The sequence below is a fragment of the Natrinema salinisoli genome, from assembly GCF_020405205.1.
GTDB lineage: Archaea > Halobacteriota > Halobacteria > Halobacteriales > Natrialbaceae > Natrinema > Natrinema salinisoli.
In genome coordinates, this window is record NZ_CP084469.1 from 500,818 (window position 1) to 523,291 (window position 22,474).

21 protein-coding genes and 1 tRNA gene are annotated in these 22,474 nt (G+C 64.5%); 5 read left to right on the forward strand and 17 right to left on the reverse strand.

The features are described 5' to 3' along the window. Window positions 1-6 precede the first annotated feature (6 nt). Together LDB05_RS02570 and LDB05_RS02575 are read right to left on the reverse strand one after the other, a co-directional pair. Entirely contained in the window at window positions 7-1,188 is a 1,182-nt protein-coding gene (locus LDB05_RS02570) for a 4Fe-4S dicluster domain-containing protein (RefSeq protein ID WP_226006368.1), read from the reverse strand. Next, the gene (locus LDB05_RS02575) at window positions 1,188-4,349 is read right to left on the reverse strand and encodes a molybdopterin-containing oxidoreductase family protein (protein ID WP_226006369.1); all 3,162 of its coding nucleotides are present in this window, start codon (window positions 4,347-4,349) and stop codon (window positions 1,188-1,190) included. The genes LDB05_RS02570 and LDB05_RS02575 overlap by 1 nt, the downstream gene beginning before the upstream one ends. 240 nt (window positions 4,350-4,589) lie before the next feature. Between LDB05_RS02575 and LDB05_RS02580 the strand changes: the two genes are divergently transcribed. Further along, a complete protein-coding gene (locus LDB05_RS02580; protein ID WP_226006370.1) occupies window positions 4,590-5,066 on the forward strand; it encodes an SRPBCC family protein in 477 nt (158 codons plus the stop codon). Between the two features lie 33 nt (window positions 5,067-5,099). Here LDB05_RS02580 and LDB05_RS02585 read toward each other — a convergent pair whose 3' ends face one another. Both LDB05_RS02585 and LDB05_RS02590 read right to left on the reverse strand, forming a co-directional pair. Next, complete coding sequence (locus LDB05_RS02585) at window positions 5,100-5,765, reverse strand: MBL fold metallo-hydrolase (protein ID WP_226006371.1); 666 nt, start codon at window positions 5,763-5,765, stop codon at window positions 5,100-5,102. A 191-nt stretch (window positions 5,766-5,956) separates the two neighbouring features. After that, window positions 5,957-6,030 (reverse strand) — tRNA-Lys (locus LDB05_RS02590). Between the two features lie 165 nt (window positions 6,031-6,195). On the opposite strand from LDB05_RS02590, the gene LDB05_RS02595 reads away from it, so the two are divergent. Then, window positions 6,196-7,650 (forward strand): DHH family phosphoesterase, encoded by a 1,455-nt coding sequence (locus LDB05_RS02595; protein WP_226006372.1) that lies wholly within the window; start codon window positions 6,196-6,198, stop codon window positions 7,648-7,650. A gap of 5 nt (window positions 7,651-7,655) precedes the next feature. Here LDB05_RS02595 and LDB05_RS02600 read toward each other — a convergent pair whose 3' ends face one another. The 10 genes from LDB05_RS02600 to LDB05_RS02645 all read right to left on the reverse strand — a co-directional run bounded on the left by LDB05_RS02600 (window position 7,656) and on the right by LDB05_RS02645 (window position 18,730). Further along, window positions 7,656-7,949, reverse strand: coding sequence for a PRC-barrel domain-containing protein (locus tag LDB05_RS02600; protein ID WP_226006373.1), 294 nt, complete (start codon window positions 7,947-7,949; stop codon window positions 7,656-7,658). A gap of 89 nt (window positions 7,950-8,038) precedes the next feature. Further along, on the reverse strand, window positions 8,039-9,151 hold the full coding sequence (locus LDB05_RS02605) for a phosphotransacetylase family protein (RefSeq protein WP_226006374.1): 1,113 nt from the start codon (window positions 9,149-9,151) through the stop codon (window positions 8,039-8,041). Continuing rightward, on the reverse strand, window positions 9,148-11,244 hold the full coding sequence (locus tag LDB05_RS02610; RefSeq protein ID WP_226006375.1) for an acetate--CoA ligase family protein: 2,097 nt from the start codon (window positions 11,242-11,244) through the stop codon (window positions 9,148-9,150). Before LDB05_RS02610 ends, LDB05_RS02605 begins: the two co-directional genes overlap by 4 nt. Before the next feature lie 85 nt (window positions 11,245-11,329). After that, window positions 11,330-12,346 carry a metal ABC transporter permease gene (locus LDB05_RS02615; protein WP_226006376.1) on the reverse strand — a complete coding sequence of 339 codons (1,017 nt, stop codon included), beginning with the start codon at window positions 12,344-12,346 and terminating at the stop codon, window positions 11,330-11,332. Further along, window positions 12,346-13,083, reverse strand: coding sequence for a metal ABC transporter ATP-binding protein (locus LDB05_RS02620; RefSeq protein WP_226006377.1), 738 nt, complete (start codon window positions 13,081-13,083; stop codon window positions 12,346-12,348). The genes LDB05_RS02615 and LDB05_RS02620 overlap by 1 nt, the downstream gene beginning before the upstream one ends. After that, window positions 13,080-14,150, reverse strand: a complete 1,071-nt coding sequence (locus LDB05_RS02625; RefSeq protein ID WP_226006378.1) for a metal ABC transporter substrate-binding protein — start codon at window positions 14,148-14,150, stop codon at window positions 13,080-13,082. The genes LDB05_RS02620 and LDB05_RS02625 overlap by 4 nt, the downstream gene beginning before the upstream one ends. A gap of 182 nt (window positions 14,151-14,332) precedes the next feature. Beyond that, window positions 14,333-14,755 (reverse strand): DUF7988 family protein, encoded by a 423-nt coding sequence (locus LDB05_RS02630; RefSeq protein ID WP_226006379.1) that lies wholly within the window; start codon window positions 14,753-14,755, stop codon window positions 14,333-14,335. A gap of 94 nt (window positions 14,756-14,849) precedes the next feature. Continuing rightward, window positions 14,850-16,016, reverse strand: coding sequence for a YhjD/YihY/BrkB family envelope integrity protein (locus LDB05_RS02635; protein ID WP_226006380.1), 1,167 nt, complete (start codon window positions 16,014-16,016; stop codon window positions 14,850-14,852). Window positions 16,017-16,111: 95 nt separating this feature from the next. Continuing rightward, entirely contained in the window at window positions 16,112-17,071 is a 960-nt protein-coding gene (locus LDB05_RS02640) for a carbohydrate kinase family protein (RefSeq protein WP_226006381.1), read from the reverse strand. A gap of 189 nt (window positions 17,072-17,260) precedes the next feature. Beyond that, the gene (locus tag LDB05_RS02645) at window positions 17,261-18,730 is read right to left on the reverse strand and encodes an aldehyde dehydrogenase family protein (protein WP_226006382.1); all 1,470 of its coding nucleotides are present in this window, start codon (window positions 18,728-18,730) and stop codon (window positions 17,261-17,263) included. 206 nt (window positions 18,731-18,936) lie between these two features. On the opposite strand from LDB05_RS02645, the gene dpsA reads away from it, so the two are divergent. Next, window positions 18,937-19,482: a DNA starvation/stationary phase protection protein DpsA gene (gene dpsA, locus LDB05_RS02650; protein WP_226006383.1), complete on the forward strand. Its 546-nt coding sequence runs from the start codon at window positions 18,937-18,939 to the stop codon at window positions 19,480-19,482. Between the two features lie 164 nt (window positions 19,483-19,646). Here the strand turns inward: dpsA and LDB05_RS02655 are convergent, their stop codons facing one another. Then, window positions 19,647-19,814 carry a hypothetical protein gene (locus LDB05_RS02655; protein ID WP_226006384.1) on the reverse strand — a complete coding sequence of 56 codons (168 nt, stop codon included), beginning with the start codon at window positions 19,812-19,814 and terminating at the stop codon, window positions 19,647-19,649. 253 nt (window positions 19,815-20,067) lie between these two features. Here LDB05_RS02655 and LDB05_RS02660 point away from each other — a divergent pair, with 253 nt between their 5' ends. Both LDB05_RS02660 and LDB05_RS02665 read left to right on the forward strand, forming a co-directional pair. After that, window positions 20,068-20,391 carry a hypothetical protein gene (locus tag LDB05_RS02660; RefSeq protein ID WP_226006385.1) on the forward strand — a complete coding sequence of 108 codons (324 nt, stop codon included), beginning with the start codon at window positions 20,068-20,070 and terminating at the stop codon, window positions 20,389-20,391. A gap of 70 nt (window positions 20,392-20,461) precedes the next feature. Further along, window positions 20,462-20,965: a macro domain-containing protein gene (locus LDB05_RS02665; RefSeq protein WP_226006386.1), complete on the forward strand. Its 504-nt coding sequence runs from the start codon at window positions 20,462-20,464 to the stop codon at window positions 20,963-20,965. Window positions 20,966-21,135: 170 nt separating this feature from the next. On the opposite strand, the gene LDB05_RS23365 is transcribed toward LDB05_RS02665, so the two are convergent. Together LDB05_RS23365 and purM are read right to left on the reverse strand one after the other, a co-directional pair. Further along, the gene (locus LDB05_RS23365; RefSeq protein ID WP_284145785.1) at window positions 21,136-21,267 is read right to left on the reverse strand and encodes a hypothetical protein; all 132 of its coding nucleotides are present in this window, start codon (window positions 21,265-21,267) and stop codon (window positions 21,136-21,138) included. Between the two features lie 200 nt (window positions 21,268-21,467). Then, the gene (gene purM / locus LDB05_RS02670; RefSeq protein ID WP_226006387.1) at window positions 21,468-22,469 is read right to left on the reverse strand and encodes a phosphoribosylformylglycinamidine cyclo-ligase; all 1,002 of its coding nucleotides are present in this window, start codon (window positions 22,467-22,469) and stop codon (window positions 21,468-21,470) included. Between the last annotated feature and the right edge of the window lie 5 nt (window positions 22,470-22,474).

Genomic DNA, 22,474 nt, shown 5'->3' on the forward strand with positions numbered 1-22,474 from the left:
GGTCTGTCAGGGCTGGTTGGTCCACATCTCGCCCTCGCGGACCTCCATCTCTTCCTCGAAGGGCATGTCGACGACCTTGTTCCCCTTGCGATCCCACCCCTTCACGCGGTTCTCTTTGACGTTGTAGGTCTCGATGAGGCGGGTGGTCGCGCCGAACAGCTGGAGGATCCCGAGGGTGTGGTGGCTCGGATTTCGGACGCGATCCTGCACGATCTTGATCGATTCCTCGAAGGTGCTGCCGGGCCACTCGTTTTGCTTGTCCTCGGTGTTCGGCGTGAACATCTGGGTGAGGAACTCCGGCGGCACGTGGTAGGGCGGCATGTAGAACACCTGCGGCCGCGTCCCGAACTGCGGGTACAGCGGCAGCGCGATCTTCTCGTCGCTCTTGGCGAGGTAGTTCACCGGACTCCGACCGGCTGCAGCGGAGGTGTTTCCGCCCGGGTGGCCGGCGTCGGGACCGCGATTGATGTTGCCGTGCAGGCGCGTCTTCCCGATACACGAGGAGACGCAGCGTGGAACGTTGCCCTCCTCGATGCGCGGGAAACAGCCGACCGGCTTCTCCGAGACGCCGGTTTCGGGGTTGTACATCGGCTTGTGGTACGGACAGGACTTCACACACTTCCGGTAGCCCCGGCACCGCTCCTGATCGAGCAGGACGATCCCGTCCTCCTCGCGCTTGTAGATCGCCTTCCGCGGACACGCGGCGAGGCAGGCCGGGTTCTTGCAGTGGTTACAGAGCCGCGGCAGGTAGAACTGCCACATGTCGTGGTACTCGTCGTTCTCGAGGTCGCTCTCCACGACGTCGCCGGTGGGGTACTCGCCGTGAACCTGGTCGTCGCCCAGCGCGGGGTACTCCCACTCCTCTTTCTGGGCGATGTAGCCTTTGACTTTCTCGCCGTCGTCGGCGGCCTCGAAGATCGTCTCGTCGTCACCGAGGTCGTCGAGGAGCCGCATGTCCCAGCCCATCGGATAGCCGCCGTAGGGCTCGGTCTCGACGTTCATCCACCACATGTACTCCTCGCCCTTCCCGCTCGTCCACGTGGACTTGCAGGCGAACGAGCAGGTGTTGCAGTTGATACACCGATTGATGTTGATGATCATCCCCCAGTGCCAGTCGCGCTCCTCCTCGCGGTGTTCGTAGGGGTAGCTGTGCTCGCGCCCGAGTTGTGGATTGTAGGTTTCCGGCATCAGCTGTCACCTCCCTGCAGCGAGCCGCTCACGTAGTCCTGGAATAGTTCGTCCTTCCGCGCGTCGCCGGGCCACCAGTCCGCCTCCTCGTACTTCTCGACTTCCACGAGGTCGTCCCGGTTCGTGCCGGTCGGTGCCCAGACGGTTTCCTCGTAGCCGTGCTCGAGTTCGGCCCCCTTCCAGACGATGTCGTCCTCGACCTCCTCGGAGATGTTCGGATCGCCGAAGACGGCCTTGTGGACGAGGTCGTCTGTCTCCTGGGCGGGATCGAGCCAGATGTTCGTCGTGACGTTGTACCCCTTGACGCTGTCCTCGTTCTCCTCGTCGTCCGGGAAGTGCTGGGGCCACCAGCCGTGCCAGATGGTCAGTTGGCCCATGTCGCCGGCTGAACGCGGCCGCTGGCGTTCGCTAATCATCACGCGCACGACGAGATCGCCGCGCTTGCCGCTGATCCGAACGTAGTCGCCGTTCTCGACGTCGATGTCCGCGGCGTCTTCGGGGTGCATCTCGACGAAGGCTTCGCCGAGCGGGGGCGTCTCCTCCGTCTCGCCCTCCCCTTGCGGGAACGAGAAGTCGTCGACCAGCCGTTCGGTTCCCTCGGGATCGGCGTTGGTCGATCCGAAGTCGCGCGACGCCCAGATCAGGTTCCAGTCCGTCATCCCCCACGAGGAGTGCGTGCGGTACTTCGGGTGAGGCGTGTTGAAGTAGAACTGATACTCCTCGTCGTGATACAGCGGGTTCTCCTCGTCTTTCGCCTCGTCCCACTTCTTGTTCACCCCGTATGGCGTCCCCTCGGGGCTCTCGATGTGGTCCAGATCGGCCCGGCCGAGCTCGAGGAAGCGGTCTTCCTCCTTGTGGAACTCCATGCGGCCGGTCTTGGTGTAGAACGGCCGGTCCTCGTTGATCTGGGAATAGAAGGAGATCCGCGGATACGTCTTGAGCTGGAGCCGTTCCGGGCCGTCCTCGATGTCCTCGACGTCGATATCGCGGGTCGTCATCCCCGCGTCCAGCGTCTGCTGGATGTAGTCGCGGACGTCCTTGTCGTCGTCGAGGAACTTGTCGAAGTACGCCCGGTAGGAGTCGACGTTGCGCTCTTCGGGCGGGATCTTCTCGTCGAGCTTCTCGGCGACGAGCGCGACCGCCTCGCCGTCCTGTTTCGTATCGTAGATCGAGTCCATGACCCCGTGGTCCATGTGGATGAACGGGTTCTCCGGCCCGACGGTGATGTCGGGGTAATCACACTCGAGCCAGGAGGGAACCGGGAGCACGATGTCCGCGTGGCGCGCGGAGTAGGTCATGTGCATGTCCGAGACGATCGAGAGCTCGTTGCTCGTGTCGGGGTGTTTAACGAAGTTCTCGATGACGTGCTCCTGATGTTTGGTCTGGTTCAGGAGGTTGCAGTTCATCGTCCACAGGATCGTCGGCTTGGACATCGTGTACGACTCGGCGTTCGTCGGCACCACCGGCTCCTCGGCGTCGCCCTGTGGCACGAGGTCGAGTTCGCGGTCGAAGTCGCCGCGGATGTCGTGGGCGTCTAGCTGCTCGCCCCCGAAGAACGCGAACGCGTAGCCGGGATACATCCCGTGGGCCGCGTTGCCGTCGGGGTTGACGTATTCGGGGTAGCCGTCGAGCAACTCGATTTTGTACTGACCGGAGTAGTTGTAGTAGCCGGCCCCTCGCTCGCCGATGTTGCCAAGCATCGACTGGACGAAGAAGATCGTCCGCTGGAGCGAGTCGTTGGAGTGGAACCAGTGGTTGATCCCCTCGCCCGTGAACCACTGCCCCTTGTCGGCCGCGGCGAACTCCCGAGCAGTCGTCCGGAGCGCGTCGGCCGGGATCGTCGTGATCTCCTCGACCGTCTCCGGATCGTAGTTTTCCATGATGTTCGCCTTCTGCCGGGTGAAGTCGGTATGAACGCCGACCGACCCACCGTCGGCCAACTCGATCTCGGAATCGACCTCGAGTCGGGGCGTGACAGCCATTTCGTCGCCGACTTCTTCGCGGGTAACGGGAACGGGATCACCGTTCTCGTCGAGGGCGACGAAGTCGCCCCAGTCGTTCTCCTCGTGGCGCTGTTTGCTGTCCTCGGCGGGCGGCTCGTGGTCCGAGAACACCTCGTGGGCGCGGAGGTACTTCCCGTTATCCTGCCGGATCAACAGCGGCAGGGTCGTGAACTTCCGCATGAACTCCGCGTCGTAGAGTTCCTCGTCGATGATGACGTTGGCAATTCCCAGCGCGAACGCGGGGTCGCTCCCGGGGCGGACCGGAAGCCAGCGGTCGCACTTCTGGACCGTCGGCGAGTAATCGGGGTAGACGCCGACCATCTTCCCGCCGCGCTCACGAGTCTCCTGCAGGAAGTGGTTGTCCGCGAGCTTGTTGTGGATCAGGTTCTTCCCCTGGATGATCGTGTAGTCGGCGGCCCGCCAGGCCGACGCGTCGGCGTCGCTGGTCTGATAGCCCGTCGTGATGACGTGACCCGGCGGCAGATCGGCGTACCAGTCGTACTCGGTCCACTCGCAGCCGCCGAAAATCGAGGCTAGTCGCCGTCCGGCCCCGTGCCGGGTGATCAGTCCGTCCGACTTGATCGCGTTGAAAATGTGGAATCGCTTCTCGTCCTCGAGACTCGCCATCTTTTCGGCGATCAGGTCGATGGCTTCGTCCCAGGAGACGCGCTCGAACTCGTCCTCGCCGCGGCCCTCGGGGTTTGGATCGTCTGGACTCCACCCCTTGCGAACCATGGGATACTTGATCCGGCTCGGTTCGAACGTTCGGCGGTGGAGGGTCAGTCCCTTCATACAGCCGCGGGGGTTCCAGTGGCGGCTGACGCCCGCTTCCTCGTATCCGCCGGGACTGCCCGGCCCGGGACTCCCCTCTTCCTCGTGGTAAATCTGCTCGGCGCGGATCGGCACGCCGTTTTTCATGTAGAAGTTCAGCGCACACGACTGCGTACAGTTGGGGTGACAGACCGTCCAGTCGACCCTGTCGTACGAGTAGATGTCGTGATAGACTTGCTCCCAGTCCCGATTCGGATACGATTTGAGCGGGTTGTCGACCTGCGTGATCGGGTCGACAGTTTGCGTCGCTCCCCACGCGGAGCCGATGAGGGACCCGACAGCCCCCGTCCCGGCCGCCGCCAGGAAATCGCGTCGCGAGAGACTCATCGCCGACCACCTCGTGTGGCGGAGCGTTTCGGTAGCATACACGACGGGGTTGCCACTCCATTCTTTAACCGAAACCGCCCGTTCCCACGCGTTGGGGACGCTACCGCCAGAATCCTCTGAATAGTGGGTGTTTATATGGGGGGAGATACCTTCGCTCATAACGATCTCTCCATCGCGGATCGGTCCCAGTATCCCGGGATCGAGGCGCGAAATTTATACGGGGATCTCCTCTGCTTCGGTATGCCGACGTATAGACGGAGTTCGATTATCGACGCCGATTTCGAGACCGTCTGGGAATTCTACGATACCGTCGACGAGCTCCCCATACTGACGCCCGACTGGATGGGACTCCGCGTCCCTCGAGTGATCGGACCCGACGGCCAGCCCGACCCCGACGGCTATCTCGTCGGCACGGAGATTCACCTCGAGACGCGGCCGCTCGATCTGTTCACGGCGACCGAGTGGGTCGTCGAGATCGTCGACCGCGAGGTGAGCGAGAATCGCGCGTCGTTCGTCGACGAACAGGTCGGCGATCGCGGCCCCTTCGAGGCGTGGCGGCACACCCACCGATTCGTGGACCTCGGCGACGAGACGCTGATCCACGACCGGATCGAGTACCGGGTGCCCGGTGGCGGCGAGCGTCCGTTGGCCACGCCGTTTCTCGCGGGTATGCTGTGGTACCGACACCGTCGAACGCGCGCGTTGCTCGCCGACTGATGAGTTCGGTGTGGACGTCCGCGGCGATCCCGATCAGAACAACTCAACGCGGATCCCGTCGCTCTCGAGGTCCTCGGCGAACGCCTCGGCGTCAGTCTCGATCGGCTCGAAGGTGTCGTAGTGCTCCGGAAGCACCAGCTCGGGGTCGACGCTCCGCGCGAACTCCGCCGCCTCGTGACGGTCCATCGTGAAGTGGCCGCCGATGGGCGGGACGAACACGTCCGCCGAAATCGATTCGTGGTGGTCGAGGAAGTCCGTATCCGACGGGAAAAAGACGGTCGTTCCCTCGAGGGTCAGCACCAGCCCGATCACCTCGCCCTCGGCGTGGAACGGCTCCCCGTCGTCATCGACGTGATCCCCGTCGGGATCGTTGTAGGCGGGCACCGTCCGCACGTCGATTCCCTCGACGGTCGCCTCGCCCTCGTGGGGCAGGTCGATCACGTCGAACGCGAGATCACTGGTGTCGACGGCCTCGTAGACAGCGACAGTCGCGTCTGGTCCCGCGACCGCCTCGATCGCGTCCGCGTCGTAGTGATCCATGTCGTCGTGTGTGACGAATACGACATCCCCGTCGTTCGGTTCGCTCTCGAGGACGTCCCCCCACGGGTCGACGTAAATGACGGTTCCGTCCGCCGTCTCGAGACGGATGCTTGCGTGGCCGAGCCGTTCGAACGTGATCCCTTCGTAATCGACTGGCATTGTGGCTCGAGGGTACGATACGAGTCGTCTTATAAGTCGGTTCGGTCGGTGTGCGAGAGGGTTCGGTTATCTACTTTCGGGACGCCGATATCGTCCGCCGGGTTCTGGTTCGGCGCCTCGAGTCACGGATTTCGTTACCTCAAATCGCGGTTGCCGCGTTGCTTGTCACGAATTTGTTCGCAGAAGAACAGCGGGCCGGGCGCGATTTGAACACGCGACCGTCTGATTAAGAGTCAGACGCTCTGCCGAACTGAGCTACCGGCCCTGTACCTCCGACTTTCCCTCGGTCGTTCAAATACGTTTCCCTTGGCAGGCAGCGTGGCAGTGACCCACGCGCGACGGGTATCGGCCGCGAGCCCTCGAGTTCGGACTTTCAGGACGTACCACTCTTCGGGAGCGTTAAGTGCGACCGGTCCGACCACTCGGGCATATGAGTACGGGGGTTACGATTTCGTCGATTTCTGACTACGCTATCTTGGGCTGTGGCAGCGTGGGCTACGCCGTCGCGGAGGAACTCGTCGAGCAAGGGAAAGACGTCTCCATCATCGACCGCGACGAGAGCCGCGTCGAATCGCTCCGGGATCAGGATCTGGACGCCCAGACGGCTGACATTCGCGAATCGGAGATCGCCGAGCTGGTGGCCGACCGCGACGTCGTCCTCATTCTCGCCTCGGACGTCGAATCGAACAAACGCGCCGTCGAGCACATTCGCAACAGCGGCACCGACCAGTTCATCGTCGCCCGCGCGAGCGATCCCGTCTCCGGCGACGAGCTCTCGGATCTGGGAGCCGACATCGTCATCAACCCTTCGTCGGTCATCGCCGAATCCGCCCTGCGCGCCCTCGAGTCCGGTGAACTCGAGTACAACGCGGGCAAGCTGGCCCAACTGGTCGAGGAGACGTCGACGCGGCTGGCGATCATCACCCAGGACAGTCCGGACCCGGACTCGATCGCCAGCGCAGCGGCCCTCCAGGCGATCGCGACGCACCTCGGCATCGAATCCGACATCATCTACCTGGGTGACGTCGGTCACCAGGAGAATCGCGCGTTCGTCAACCTGCTCGGGATCGATCTCGTTCAGTGGGACGAGATCGAGGACCACTCCGTCTACGATACCGTCGCCCTGGTCGACCACGCGACTTCGAGCGACATGGAGCTCCCGGTCGATATCGTCATCGATCACAGCGAGACGGAATCGGAGTACGAACCCGAATTCGTCGATATTCGGCCGAACATGTCATCGACGTCGACGATCATGACGAAGTACATCCAGGAGTTCGACATGAACGTCTCCGAGGAGGTGGCCACGGCCCTGCTCTACGGCATCCGGGCGGAAACCCTGGATTTCAAACGCGACACGACCCCCGCGGATCTCACCGCCGCCGCCTACCTCTATCCCTTCGCGAACCACGACACGTTAGAGCAGGTGGAGTCGCCGTCGATGTCCCCGGAAACCCTGGACGTGCTCGCGGAGGCCATCACCAACCGCGACGTTCAGGGGAGTCACCTCGTCTCCAACGCCGGCTTCGTCCGCGACCGCGAAGCCCTCACGCAGGCGGCCAGCCATCTCCTGAACCTCGAGGGCGTGACCACGACCGCGGTCTTCGGCATCGCTGATGAGATGATCTTCCTCGCCGGGCGCTCGAAGGACATCAGGATCAACATCGGCAAGGTGCTCGACGACGCCTACGGTGAAATCGGCGAGACGGCCGGCCACTCGACGCAAGCCAGCGCAGAGATTCCGCTGGGGATCTTCACGGGAATCGAGATTTCGGAGGATACGCGCGACACCTTGCTCGATTTGACCGAAGAAGCCGTCAAGCGAACGCTGTTCGACGCGATGGGCGTCGAAGGGAGCAGCAGCGAAGGATCGAACGGAAGTTGAGACGGTTACGCGAGGAGGTCCTCTTCTTCTTCGTCGGGCTCGCGAACGCGTTCGACCACGTCGTTGATGAGAATGATGTCCCCCACGGAGCGGACCCAGCGGTAGGGAACGATGATTCCCTGTCCGCTGCGGGCTTCCTGCGCGAACAGTTCGCCGTTCAGGTTCGAGAGCGCTAATCCGGTGACGGCTTCGTTGTCGACGTTCAGTCGCAGATCCTCGACTTCGCCGACGAAGATGCCGTTGTTCGAGTACACCTCGCGGCCGACGAGAGACGTGATTTCCTGGGGAATATCGTCCATACGTTGCCCCATGCGTGGTGGACTCTTAATTCTTGGTCAGACGTGACAGTCACCGGTGCAAACTCGACGGGAATACCCCCACTCGAGGCCTATCCCAGAATCGCGTCGACGGCCGCGTGATCGGCCAACAGCCGTTCCATTCGATCGACGGTATCGGCGTCTCGAGTGCGCCCGCTGCGAACGATATCTTCCGCGCGCTCGACGGTAGTGAGCGTGTCCGTCTGGACCGACAGGATGGGGACGCCCTTCTCGCTGGCCTGTCCCACGATCGCGCCGGAGGGCCGGTGGCCGCCGGTGAGGATGAGACAGCGGACGCCGGGGGCCTCGAGCGCGGCGGTGTGGATCTCGGCCCGGTCGCCACCCGTGATGACGGCGGCGTCTTTCGTTCGCCGGAAGTGTCGCAGGGCGCTGTCGGGCCCCATCGCGCCGACTGTAAAACGCTCGACGTAGCTGTCCTGCCCCTCTTCGACGAGCGTCGCCGCCCCGAGTTCGTCCGCGAGGTCGGCGACGGTCACGCCGGATAGCTCCCGTTCGCTCGGGAGGACGCCGTGGACCGGAACCCCGCGCCCCTCGAGGAACGGGACGACGTCCGTCTCGAGCTGATCGTAGGCCGCGTCGGGGACGTCGTTGAAGACGACGCCGGCGAGTCGGTCGCCGAACGCGTCGGCGGCGGCGAGTACGTCGTCGACGTCCGCCGGGATTTCGTACGGTGCGACGAGCAGCACGCGGGCGTCCAGCAGTGCCGCGATGTCGGGGTCCGCGAGATCGACGATCCCGCCGACGTCGTATCGGCCGCCGCCCTCGACGAACATCCGGTCGTGGTCGGCAGCGAGCGTATCGAACGCCTCCGCGACGCGCTCGCGGAGCTCCGCGGGATCTTCGCGACCGCGGATCGCCTGCTCGACGAACGTCGGCGAGTAGACGACGGGCTCCAGGTCGTGCATCTCGGCCTCGAGACCGAGCAGGTCGCGGGCGAGCAGCGGATCCTCGTCCAGGGTCTTCCCGACGTTGCTCTGCAGGCGGGTCCCCTTCGGTTTCATGTAGCCGACGCTGTCGCCCTCGGCCGCCGCAAGTCGGGCGAGCGCCAGCGTGATCGCGGTTTTGCCGGTGCTCTCCTCGAGCGAACTGACGAGGAGGGTCTCGACGGCGCTGCTGCCGGACGTGCTGTCGGTGTCGGTGGATTCGGGTGCTGAGTCGGTCATAGGTCCTCGGTGTCGACGGTGAGTCGCAGATCGATCGCCTGTACGCCATCGGGGCCCGCCACGAGCGGGTTGATATCGAGTTCGAGGATCGACGGGAAGTCCGTCACCAGCTGCGAGAGTCGCTGGATCGTCTCCACGACCTGCTCGACGTCCGCGGGCTCGCGACCGCGGGCACCGCGCAACAGCGGCGCGGCCTTGATCTCGTCGACCATTTCGCGGGCCTCGCCTTCACCGATCGGGGCCACGCGAACGGACGTGTCCTCGAGGATCTCGACGAAGATCCCGCCGAGTCCGAACAGCAACAGCGGGCCGAACTGCGGGTCGCGGTTCATGCCGACGATGGTCTCGGTCGACGCCTCGAGATCGAGCAGTTCCTGGATCTGGACGCCGATGATGGTCGCGTCGGGCTGATAGTTTCGAGCCCGGGAGACGATGTCTTCGTACGCGTCGTAGACGTCTTCGTTCGCGATGCCGACTTTGACGCCGCCGATGTCGGACTTGTGGGAGATGTCGGGGCTGACGATCTTCATCACGACGTCGCCCTCGATCGCCTCGGCGACCTCGCGAGCGCGGTCAGGGTCGTCGACGATCTCGCCCTGCGGGGTCGGGATTCCGTAGGCATCGAGTAGCTCCATCGACTCGACGCCGAGACGGTTGTCGGTCCGTCCGCGAGCGCGCTCGAGGATCTCGCGGGCACGCTCGCGGTCGACGTCGAACCGCTCGGGCCCGTCGACCGATCGTTCGCGAACGTCTCGGAAGCGTGCGAGCGCGTCGAGACCTGAGACCGCCCGCGAGGGATCGAAGTAGTTCGGGATCCCCGACTCGCGCAGCGTCTCCTCGGCCTCGCGAGCCCGTCTGCCGCCCATGAAGCAGGCGACGACCGGCGTCTCGTGTGCCTCGAGCTTCTCGATCACCGCCTCGGCGAGGTCGTCGTAGGACAGCACCGCGGTCGGCGCGGCCACGACGACCGCACTCCCGACGTTCGGATCCTCGAGTGCGATCTCGAGGGCCTCGCCGAAGCGCTCGACGTCGGCGTCGCCGATCGCGTCGATCGGATTGTAGACGTTGGCCTCGTCGGGCATTGCGTCGCTCAGCGCCGCGATCGTCTCGTCTGTGAAGTTGGCCATCTCGAGGGCCGAATCGCCGACGGCGTCTGTCGTGAGCACGCCGGGCCCGCCCGCGTTGGTGACGACGGCGACCCCGTCCGATTCGGGTTCCGGCAGGCCTGCGAGCGCCCGCGCGTAATCGAACAGTTCCTGCACCGAGCGGGCGCGGATGACGCCCGCCTGCTCGAGGCCGGCCTCGTAGGCCCGTTCACTGCCCGCGATCGCGCCGGTATGGGACGAGGCCGCCTGCGCGCCGGCGTCCGTCCGGCCGGACTTGACGAGGACGATCGGGGTATCGTCCGTGACCTCGCGGGCTGCCTCGATGAACCCCTGTCCGTCGTCGATGTCCTCGAGGTAGCCGATGATGACGTCGGTGTCCGGATCGTCGCCCCACTCGCGGACGAAATCAGTCTCGTCCAGCACTGTCTTGTTCCCCAGCGAGACGACGTCTCGGAAGCCGATCCCCTGCTCGTTGGCCCAGTCGAGGACGGCGGTGATGAACGCGCCCGACTGGCTCATGAAGGAGATCGACCCCTCGAGGGCGTCCTCGGGCCCGAACGTGGCGTTCACGCCGGCGGCCGTGGCCATGATACCGAGGCTGTTCGGGCCGACGACGTTGAGGTCGTGCTCCGTCGCAATGTCGCGGAGCTGCCGTTCCCGGTTGGCTCCCTCGCTCCCCGTCTCGGAGAACCCGGCGGTAATGACGACGACGTCGTCGGTCCCCGCCTCGGCGAGGTCGCGAATCGAGTCGATGACGATCGCGGGCGGTACGACGACCACCGCCAGATCGATCGGCGGTGCGCTCTTCGCATCCTGATAGCACTCGAGCCCGAGCACCTCCTCGCGCGAGGGGTTGATCGGGACGATCTCGCCGTCGAACCCGTCTCGCAGGTTCTCGAGAATCGCCCGTCCGACAGCGCCCTCGCGGTCGGTCGCGCCGACCACGGCGACGCTCTCGGGATCGAAGAGTGCGGATAACCGTCCCATCGCTCGAGGGTTGGCGGAGTACTGTGTTAAGGGTATGGCATGTTCCCGCCAAATGGTGGCAAAGGAGGGAGAGGAACTGATCGTGCTAGTGCGTCGAAATGGCGGCCGTCGACCGGCTCGAGGCGAGGATTGCGAGGAGGTAACAGGCGATGGCGACGACGACGATCGAGCCGCCGGTTGGGAGTCCCTGCGAGATCGAGACGACGAAGCCACCGATAACTGCTATCTGCCCGAACAGTATCGAGAGGTACAGGGTTTCCCGGAAGCTGTAGGCGAGCTGCGTGGCAGTTGCGACGGGAACGACGAGCATCGCGGCGACGAGGATCACGCCGAGAATCTGGATCGCGCCGACGACGACGACGGCGGTCATCACGATCAGCAGCGTGTTGTACCAGGTGACGTTGAGTCGAGCGACCCGGGCGGCTTGCTCGTCGAAGGTGATGAAGAGCAGTTGCTTGTAGGTCGCGACGACGGTGACGACGACGAGGACGCTGATGACGGCCATCAGCTGCGCCCCGGACGGGGTGACGACGGAGATATTGCCGAAGAGGTAGTCCCTGACGTCGATTCCGGTCGTTCGATCCAGACTGATGATGAGCGTCCCGATCGCGAAACTGCCGGTCAGCATGATCGCGATCGGCACGTCGCCGTAGGTGTCGGTCCGCTCGATCAGCCACTGAACGCCGAGGGCACCGAGAACGCCCACAACCAGCGCGACGACCATCAGCGGGCCGTCCCAGCCGGTCGTCGCGTTCACGAGAAGCCCGATCGCGACCCCGGCGAACGCCGTGTGCGCCAGCGTCTCGCCGATGAGGGCCATCTCGCGGTGGACGAGGTAGGTCCCGACCAGCGGTGCGACGATCCCGATCAGAACTCCCGTCGCGACTGACCGCCAGATGAACGGATGGGAGAACACGTTCGTCCCGAGAACGCTATCCAGCAACCGACCCGCGATCCGCGTCTGGTCGTACAACCCACCGAAGACGGGGTACGACCGCAACGCGTCGACCGCTAACACGCCGAGCATCGCGACCGCGAGGATCGCGGTCAGACCGATACCGACCAGTTCGAGTCGTCGTCGGAGAGATCTGGACTGACTCATCAGTGATGGTGATGGACGACCTGGCCCGTCGCGCCGTAGGCCTCGGTCAGGGCGTCGCTTTCGACGAACGATTCCGTGTCTCCGTGATGGTAGAGTTCCGTGTTGATGCAGGCGATTCGGTTCGCCCGATCCGTGACGACGCCGATGTCGTGTTCGATCAGGATGATCGTGATTCCCGAGTCGTTGAGCAACTCGAGCAACTGGTAGAACGCGTCGCGGGACTCGGCGTCGACGCCGACGGTCGGCTCGTCGAGAGCCAACAGGTCCGCCTCGGAGGCCAGCGCGCGTGCAATGTAGGCCCGCTGGCGCTGGCCGCCCGAGAGCTCGTTGACCTGTCGGTCGGCCAGTTCTGCGATGCCGACCGTCTCGAGGGCGTCGTCGACGGCCGCGCGGTCCGCGTCGGAGAGCCGCCCGTGGCCCGCGTGGGCGAATCGGCCCATGGTGACGGCCTCGCGGACGGTAACCGGCATCGAGCCGCCGCCGCTCGTCGCCTGTTGAGAGACGTAGCCGATCCGCTCGCCGTCGTCGAACTCGGCGACGGGCTCGCCGAAGAGCTCGATCGAACCGCTGTCGGGACTGCGAAGCCCGAGCATGAGATGCAAGAGGGTCGTCTTGCCCGAGCCGTTCGGGCCGATCAACCCGAGAAAGTCGCCTTCCTCGACCGTCAGCGAGACGTTACTGACGGCCGGCTGCTCGCCGTAGGCGAACGATACGTTCTCGAGATCGACGACGGTCACTGTGCGTCTAGTACCTCTCTGAACGCGGGCAGGTTTATTTCTTCCATTTGGTCGCGGTACCCCCATCCCTTCTCCTGCCATTGCCCGAGCGTCCCGGACAGGTGCGTGATCGGCATCGCGTCCGTGGCGTTGCTTCCCTCGAGGATGTTCTCCACCATCTGATACGATCCGTCGGTCGCCTTGAACGGGTTGTAGAGGATGGTCTCGATCCCCTCTTCGTCGACGAGGTCGATCGTTGCGGCCATATCCTCGGTGGTAGCCTGATCCTGCGCGGAGACGCCGACGGGCGTGTGGATCTCGAACCCGTATCGCTCCTGCAGGTAGGTGAACGAATCGTGGCCGGCGAAGACGGCGACCCGCCGGTCGGCCGCGTCGATCAGGTCTTCGAACTGCTGATCGAGGTCCTCGAGCTCGGCGACGTACTCGGCGGCGTTATCCTCGTACGTTTCGGCGTTATCCGGATCGGCGTCGGCGAGGCCGGTCGCGATAGTGGTGACGACGTCCTGAGCGAGCACGGGATCGAGCCAGACGTGGGGGTCGATCGACGTTTCGTCGTGGTCGTGACCGCCCTCGTGTGACTCGTTGTGATCGTCCTCGTGCGATTCGTTGCCGTCTTCGTGCGACTCGTTGTGCTCGTCCTCGTGGCCATCGTCGTGGCCGCCGGCATCGACCTCGTGATCCCAGCCGAGCAGCTCGTCGTCGAGACCTTCGAGGCCGTCGATCACGGTGACGGAGTCGTAGTCGGTCTCGAGTGTCGACGCGATATCCTGGGCCCAGGAGAACTCGGGCGTATCGAGGTAGACGAACGCCCCGGCACTGGCAATCTCTCGAGTGAGGTCTCCACCGGGAGACCAGCCGTGTCCCGCTTCGCCAGTTCCCACGGGGTTCTCGAACGCGACAGCGTCGCCGCTAACCTGCTCGGCCCAGTCCCACAGGGTAAAGAAGGCGGCGTACCCGTCCTCGAATCCCGCGCTGGCACTGCCGACGTCGTCGAGGCAACCGGCGAGGGCGCCAGTCGCGACTGCGCCGGCACCCGTCTTCACCAGCGCTCGTCGTGTAACGTCCATATCCGGAACTAGCCCTATCGCAGTATAAGGGTTGTTATCCTTGGGGGTGGTTTTATTAACTCCCGTCGTTGAGGATCCGCTTTGTTAATAATATTCGTCGATATAGCGAGACGAGTTGTTATCGGAATCGGCGGGGCGTCGATCCGGCCGTGGCGACAGTTTTCCGATTGCACGCGGACTGCTCACTCGAGCGAAACCGCGACTCCGATTCCGTCGCTTCGTCGGTAGGCAGGCCGCCGTTCGGGGCCAGAATTGCGAACGACGTCGAACGCATCGAATCGGATCACGAGTCGACCCGGGTCGATTGTCGCTCGGAGAACCGGGCCTCGACTCGTCACGACGACGTAGGGCGGCCCCGGAACGGGGGGAGCCTGAAGGTCGTACCCCGTCGCGTCGACTGCGTCGGCCAGCACCGCCGGGAGCGCCTCGAGGATCCCGGTCTCTCCGAGGGTTCGATCGAGACCGTCGACGACGGCCTCGCGATCGGTCGTTCGGGAGGTATCCCAGGGATCGGCGATCGCGTCGGCACAGGCGTCGATCCCATCGACGACCGACACGTGTTCCGACTGAATTCGACGTCGGGCAGCCCGGACTGGATGGGACACGAGTTCCAGTCTGACGGGAACTCACTAAGAAACTCCGACTTCGACCCGAACGTATCTTTCATCCGTCGACGGACCGCGACGTGCCATCCGGCCGTCACTCGCGCCGATCCTCGACGACGAAGACGTTCAGCGTCCGAAGCCGCGCCAGCACGCCGCGCGCCCGCCGTCGCCACGACGATCCCTGCTGTGAAGCGATTTCGCGGCGAAGTCGCTCGTTTTCGTCCTCGAGCTCGCGGTTTTCCGTCTCGAGTCGCTCGATCTGTTCCGCGAGCTCATCGACGCGATCCTCGAGCCGGTAGCGCCGCGACTGTTGCGCGTCGTGGTCGTTTCGCAGTTGATCGCGCTCCCGCCGGAGCGTCACGAGTCGCTCCTCGAGGTGCTCGCGTTCACGCTCGTCGGAATCGACGAAGGGGCCGCGGTCCGCGTCCTCGGGGACCCCCTCGAGCGATTCGTCCCCCGCCGCTTCGGACTCGATATCGATGTGTCCCGAGCGGGTAGCGTTGACGACGCCGCCGACGAGCAGTATCAACCCGCCGAAGTACAGCCAGGTCAACAGGAGGAGGATCGCGCCGATCGGCCCCGCCGACTCGGAACTACTCGAGAGGGCGACGTATACCTGAAAGAGCGACTGAAGGGCGGCCCAGCCGACGGCGGCGACGACGACGCCCGGCAGTACCTCCCGGACCGAGACGTCGACGTCGGGGAAGTGGTAGTACATCGGCAGGAAGGCAATCGTCAACCCGACCACGAGCAGTATCGGGTTCAACAGGCCGATGAAGAGACTGTTCGGGAAGAACGCGAAGACGATACTGGTCGCCCCGGCCGCCACGAGCGCGACGCCGATGGTTCCGAAGACGACGATCCCGTCGCGCAACTGGTCGACCAGCGAGTTTTCCTCGGTCGACGCGTAGATTTCGGAGAACGCGGTGTCCAGCCCCCGGAAGATCTTCAGCGACCCCCACAGGAGGACGAGGAGCCCGATGACCGACGTTCCCACGCTTCCGGTCGACCCCTCGATCCCGTCCTCGAGGATGATCTGGCCGCTCTCGGGGAGGAACCCTTCGGTCGCCGCCGACACCTGCGTGGCGAGCCCCTCGTTCCCGAGGAACGAGACGAGGAAGAAGACGAGCACGAGAAGCGGAATCAGCGAAATGAAGGCCTGATACGCGATGCTCGCAGCCATGAACGTCACGTTCTTCTCCTGAATCCCGGTCACGACCGACTTCGCGAACGGGAGCGCGCCGCGGACGTTGCTACCCATATATCGTCTCTGCCACAGCGCGGGATAGCGACCCGGCTTGCAACCACACGGACGAAGTCGTCGCTGCCCACAGACGACTCACCGCCGCCGTTCGCCTACTCCCGCTCGAGCAACGATGTCACCGCGTCGCGAGTCGGCAGCGCCGTCATCGCCCCCGGTGCGGTGGTCGCCGTCGCGGCGACTGCGTTCGCGAAGGCAACTGTCCCCTCGAGCCGTCGGCTGGCACGCAGGGCGGAAATCGCGCCGCCGACGAAGGCGTCGCCGGCCCCGGTCGTATCGACCGTCTCGACCGAAAATCCGGGATGATCGACCGTCGCCGCGCCCCACGGCGCGTCGTCGTCTGCAACGGCGATGGCGCCCTCGTCCCCTCGCGTCACGAGGACGGTATGGATCGGACCGCGCTCGACGGCTGCGCTCGCGATCGCCGTCGGCGTGTCGCCCGCGAACCCGAGTGCTTCGAGTTCCTCGACCGTCGCGACACAGACGTCTACGCACGCGAGCGCGTCGCGAACGACGCTCGCGAACGTCTCCGTGTCCGGCCACAGCTCGGGTCGCAGGTTCGGATCGAAGGACACCGTACAGTCCGCGGCCGCTGCTCGCTCGAGCAAATCCATCGTCGCCGCGCGCGAGGACCCGCTCGCGAGCGTCACCCCGCCGGCGTGAACCCACTCGCACTCCGACAGCGTCTCGTCGTCGATTCGGCCGGGCTCAAGGCGGGTGTCGGCGGTGCCGTCGCGATAGAACGTGAACTCGCGGTCGCCGGTCTCGTCGTGGGTGACAAAGGCGAGCGAGGTCTTCGCATCGGGGTCGCGGTCGACGAACTCGTCCGGAAGCCCGCGATCGGCGAGCGTCCGCTCGAGGTACCGACCGAACGGGTCCTCCCCGACGCGGGTCCAGAACAGCGGCGGCTCCTCGAGTCGCGAGAGCGCGACGGCGACGTTCGCCGGCGCACCGCCGGGACGGCGCTCGAAGCCCGCCACATCCTCGAGCGGCCCGGGTCGCTCGGGAATGCAGTCGATCAGCGTTTCACCGGCGACGAGTACGTCGTGGGGCATACCGATGCCTCGCCCGTCGATGAGGGTAGTTCTATCGACAGCAGACCGTCAACGGACCGTTCGATCCCGATGCGGCCGACGGAACCGGGTGGTCGTTGGCAGACAATCGTTTTCGTTTTGAAATAGAATCATCGTCTCGATCGCTGAGAGGAGAGAAAACTGTCGTGACGTCCGATACTAGCGGCCGTCCTACAGAATGATGCTCTTCTTGCGCATCATCGCGTGGATCGAGGCGTCGAGCCCTTCGCGACCGATCCCCGAATCCTTGTTCCCGCCGAAGGGAATGTCGCCCATCCCGTGGCTCGGTGCGCCGTTGATCCGGACCGCACCGGCGTCGATGCGTTCGGCCATCCGCATCGCACGCTTGTAGTCGGCCGTAAAGACGGCCGCGTCGAGCGCGAGGTCGGAGCCGTTCGCGATCTCGAGCGCCTCGGCCTCGTCCTCGAAGGTGGTGACGGCGGCGATGGGGCCGAACTGTTCTTCGTCGACGATGCGGGCGTCCTGCGGGACGTTCGCGAGCAGCGTCGGCTCGAAGAACTGGTCGGCGAGTTCGTCGGGGACGCCCTCCGGTGCGCGCCGTTCTCCGCCGCGGACGATCTCCGCGCCCTTCTCGACGGCGTCGTCGACGAGTTCTTCGACCCAGTCGGCCTGATCTTCGCTGATGAGCGGGCCGAAGGCGGTGTCCTCGTCGAAGAGGTCACCGGCGTTCCAGGTGTCCATCTGGCCCTCGATCGTGTCGACGACCTCGTCGTGGACCGACTCCTGAGCGAGGACGCGAGAGACGGCCGAGCAGCGCTGGCCGGCGTACTTGAACGAGCCTTTGACGCAGTTTTCCGCGACGTCGGTGATGTCGGCATCGTCGAAGACGACCGCCGGCGCGTTGCCGCCGAGTTCCATGTGCAGGTTGACCATGCCGCTTTCGCTGGCGACGTGCTTCCCAGCGCCCGAGGAGCCGGTCATGGCGATCGCGTTGACGCGATCGTCGCCGGAGAGGACGTCGCCGATCTCGCTCGCCTCGCCGGGAACGAAGTTGAACGCGCCGTCCGGAATCCCGTCGACGTCGGCGATGACGTCGGCGAGGATCGCCGCCGAGATGGGTGTCTTGGTCGCCGGCTTGAGCAGGACGCTGTTGCCGGCCGCGAGCGCGGGTGCGACCTGCAGGGCCGTCGTCGCGAGCGGGTAATTGTAGGGAGTGATACAGAGAACGGCCCCGATCGGTTCGTGCTTGACGATCGCCTGCCAGCCCTCGTGGCCCTCGGTCGAGCCCTCGCGGTACTCGCCCTTGCTGACGATGTTGCGCGCTTCCTCGGCCGCCCGGTCGAAGCGCTCGGCCGCCTGCCCGACCTCGCCGCGAGCCGAGGAGATCGGTTTGCCCGCCTCGCGGACGATGACCTCCGCGAGTTCTTCCTCGCGCTCGCGGAGCGCTTCGGCGATCGATTCACACCACTTCGCGCGCTCGACCACGGTCGTCTCGCGGAGCGCCGGCTTGATCTCGTGGGCAGCTGCCAGCGCGGCTCGAGCCTCCTCCGGCCCCGCGGCAGCTACTTGTGCGAAGGTCCCGCCTTCGGCGAGATCAGAGACCGACAGCGCGGTTTCGGTCTCGAGCCACTCGCCGTCGACGTATATCCGCTCCCGCCGTTGTGCGACTCTCGTTGCCATACACGTCCCTTGGACCCCCTCACTGAAAATGTTTACTCAGGGCTGAAAAAACAACGTGTACTTTGATGATATTGTTCTTAGATTCTCATATTCCAGAGACGAATCAAGTATAGGGCAGAAGATTGGGAAGATGTTTTTAGGTTTCCCAAAGAAATGTTCTCTCATGGGAAGTCTTTAAGTGTGATGCGACCGTATCGATGGATAGGATGAGCACCCAAGAAACCGTCCGCCAATCGGCCGACACCGTCGAGGAGAACGCGCTTCGCCTCGAGCAGGACAAAGCCGAGCAGATCGTCGATGCGCTGAACACGGAGCTTGCGAACTCGTACGTGCTCTACCACCAGCTGAAGAAACACCACTGGGTCGTCGAGGGCGCCGAGTTCCTGCCACTCCACGAGTTCCTCGAGGAGGCGTACGAACACGTCGAGGAGGGAGCAGACGTCATCGCCGAGCGCGCGCAGGCACTGGGCGGCGTCCCGGTGTCGGGACCGTCGAACCAGGAAGAACGCGCGACCGTCGAGTTCGAGGGCGAGGACGTCTACGACGTCCGCACGATGTTCGAAAACGACCTCGAGATCTACGGGGACATCATCGAGTCGATGCGCGACAGCATCGAACTCGCCGAAAACCTCGGCGATCACGCGACCTCCGAAATCCTGCGCGAGATCCTCGTGACGCTCGAGGAAGACGGGCACCACTTCGAGCACTACCTCGAGGACGACACGCTGGTGCTCGAGGACGCGACTCACTAAACTCCCCGAGCAACTGGCGCAGGAAGTCGAACGCACCGGTAGCACGTCGACGAGAACCGGAGACGGAGGGCCGAACAGCGAGGATAGTTTTTTCGATGCCGCAGTCAGTCGTCGTTCGAAGTCGATACTAGATCAGGAACCGCTCGTCCCGAGCGATGACGAGGTTAGGGTTCGAGATCGACGGCGAGATCCGTCGCGATCCAGCCGTCGCAGTTGTTCCGTTCGGTAAAGACGATCTTTCCGGGGCGGGTTTCGTGACACGTTACAACCGCCGCCGGCTCCTCGAGTTCCTCGTCGAGTTCGGGGTCCTCCCTTCGGGCGGGTACGTCCATCACGCTGAGTTAGGTGGGCCTAAATCTAAAAAGGTTTTGGTCCGCCTAAGATCCTGGGATCGGCGCGGGTGAATGAACGACTGGAATCGGCGGGGCTCGCACTCCACTGTCGCCACCGATGCCAGCCAACAGCACGCCACAATGGCTGAGGAAACATCTCGTATCGGTTCCCGTTCGAATACGCGTTCACTCTGCGAAAGGCGTCCACACGGAGATAGTATCTTTTTTCGGGGCTCGGCGAAACGGTTAGTACATGCGTTCACACGAGAACCGGTCACAGGGAACACTGGGTCGGCGCGGTCGGAATCTGATCGCTCACCTGTTCGACGTCGATCTCGAGCGCGTCGAGTCGCTGAGCTGGCCGCTCGGTAATCGCGTCACTGTCGAAGCAAACGCGCCCTGCCTCTTTCGGTTCGCTCATCGACGGTCCACCCGAACGGTGACCGCGTTCGAGGTAGCTGACTACACCCGGGTTTTGCGACTGCGGACGCCGGTCGGCCGCGAGAAGTTTTACGGCCTCGCGACCCCCGACGTCAGTGCCCAGCCGGTTCGGGACGACTGGGTTCGAACGGACTAGCCGCCACCCGTTCGGGGCGAATCGGTCCACCGGGACCAGTTTCTTTGCGTTCCGTCCGGAACCCTCGTATATGGAGTACGACGTCGTTCAGGGCGACATCGCCGCAGAGTCGGCCGACGCGCTCGTCAACGCTGCCGGAACGAGCCTCCGGATGGGGTCCGGCGTCGCCGGTGCGCTCCGCCGGGGGGCGGGCGAAGAGATCAACGAAGCGGCGATGGCGGAGGGACCCGTCGAACTCGGCGAAGTCGCCGTCACCGACGCCTACGATCTGGACGCCGAGTACGTCATTCACGCGGCCGCGATGCCCCATTACGGCGACGGCGAAGCCACTGCCGAAAGCATCAGCGACGCGACCCGGAACGCCCTCGAGCGAGCCGACGACCTCGGCTGCCGGTCGCTCGTGATTCCGGCACTGGGGTGTGGCGTCGCCGGCTTCGATCTGGCGACCGGTGCCGAGATCATCGGGTCGGAACTCGAGGCGTACGAGCCGGAGACGCTCGAGGACGTCCGGTTCATCGCCTACAGCGGCGACGAGTACGACGAGATTCGGGCGGCGACCGGCGAAACCGAATAATCGACACTGGCTCAGGCGGGACGGATCGGTGACGGGGCCGGAGACGAATTCGGTCGGGACGGTGCCGAAGTCGATGCTCGGAGCACAGCGTCGTGCCGGGACATGGGAGCACGTGAGAGACCGCTCTTCGTGGCCGATATAGGTGGTCGCGGACGCTCGGTACGGCCCGTTTAGACGACCGTCTCCCAGGTGTGCCCACAGTTCTCACATTCGAACGTTCGCTTCACTTCCGGTCCCAGCAGTTCACCACCGACTTCGGTTCCGGCACTTCCCGTACAGTTCGGACAGCGAACCCCTCTCATAGTTACCCTTCGACGTCCCGTTCTGGCTCTTTCGTTCGATGCATCGCCGCTATCGAACTAATATGAGGTATGATAACATACCGCTTTCGTTAATACACATTGCTACACTATCCGTCCGTGGAGGGGTCGGGACGGATCGAACGGCTCGTACGCAGTCAGCTGCAACTTCCAGAGCGAGAGGGGACTGTTATCCGACGGTTTCAGGACAGCGAAAGACCGTGAATATCGACGGCGTTACCGTCGGCGACGTGGCCGATAACCTGCCCGTCCGTTTTTCCAGCCAGTTCTTCGGCACGGCCGTCGGGGAGCGCGACGACGAACCCGGTTCCCATGTTGAACGTTCGGTGCATCTCGTCGTCGGTCACGTTTCCTTCGGTCTGGACGAACTCGAAGACCGGCTGGGCCGGGCACGGATCGTCGACGACGTACTCGTGGTCGCCCATTCGCAGCAGGTTCGTCCAGCCGCCACCGGTAACGTGGGCCGCCGCGTGGACCTCGTGGTCGCGCATCGCCTCGAGCAGGTCCGTATAGATCCGCGTGGGCCGCAGTAACTCCTCCCCGATCGTTCGCTCCGGGTTCGGCGGGAACGCGTCGGTGTACTCGTGCTCGCGGGTGACGGCCTCGCGGGCGAGGGTCAGCCCGTTCGAGTGGATTCCGTTGGAGGGGAAGCCGACGAGCGCGTCGCCGACCTGCGCCTCACCGTCGAAAATTTCGTCTTTCCCGGCGAGGCCGGCACACGTCCCTGCGAGATCGAAGCCGTTGACGACCTCGGGCATGACTGCCGTCTCGCCGCCGAGCATGGTGAGATCGGCCTGCTCGAGGCCCACTGCAAGCCCTTCGCCGATCTGATTCGTCAGCCCCTCGTCGGGCTCGTCGATCGCGAGGTAGTCGACGAACGCGACCGGCTCGACGCCCGCCGCGACGAGGTCGTTGACGTTCATCGCGATGCAGTCGATTCCGATCGTCGAGAAGTCTCCGATCGCTTCGGCGACGAGCAGTTTCGTCCCGACGCCGTCGGTCGCCAGCGCGAGATAGCGGTCGCCGATGTCGAGCAGGCCGGCGTACTCGGTCGTCAGGTCGCTGCCGAAGGCCTCGAGCAGCGCCGCCGTCGCGTCCTCGCTGGCGTCGATATCGACGCCGGTGTCGGCGTAGGTGAGTCCATCCGGCTCCGCATCGCTTCCCTCGTCGTCGCTATCGGTCATACTCG